At 54.3% G+C, this 530-nt stretch carries 1 rRNA gene; it reads left to right on the forward strand.

The features are described from left to right. Positions 1-517 (forward strand): 16S ribosomal RNA (locus GTP69_RS30890); the annotation flags it as partial. Positions 518-530: the final 13 nt, after the last annotated feature.

A 530-nucleotide genomic window follows, 5' to 3' on the forward strand; every position in this document is an offset into this window, starting at 1 on the left:
GAGTGCCCGAAAGGGAACCATTACACAGGTGCTGCATGGCTGTCGTCAGCTCGTGTCGTGAGATGTTGGGTTAAGTCCCGCAACGAGCGCAACCCTTGTCATTAGTTGCTACGAAAGAGCACTCTAATGAGACTGCCGGTGACAAACCGGAGGAAGGTGGGGATGACGTCAAGTCCTCATGGCCCTTATGGGTAGGGCTTCACACGTCATACAATGGTACATACAGAGCGCCGCCAACCCGCGAGGGGGAGCTAATCGCAGAAAGTGTATCGTAGTCCGGATTGTAGTCTGCAACTCGACTGCATGAAGTTGGAATCGCTAGTAATCGCGGATCAGCATGTCGCGGTGAATACGTTCCCGGGTCTTGTACACACCGCCCGTCACACCATGGGAGCGGGTTTTACCAGAAGTAGGTAGCTTAACCGCAAGGAGGGCGCTTACCACGGTAGGATTCGTGACTGGGGTGAAGTCGTAACAAGGTAGCCGTATCGGAAGGTGCGGCTGGATCACCTCCTTTCTAGAGTTTGCAG

The organism is Duganella levis (assembly GCF_009857605.1).
GTDB classification, from domain to species: Bacteria; Pseudomonadota; Gammaproteobacteria; order Burkholderiales; family Burkholderiaceae_D; genus Rugamonas; species Rugamonas levis.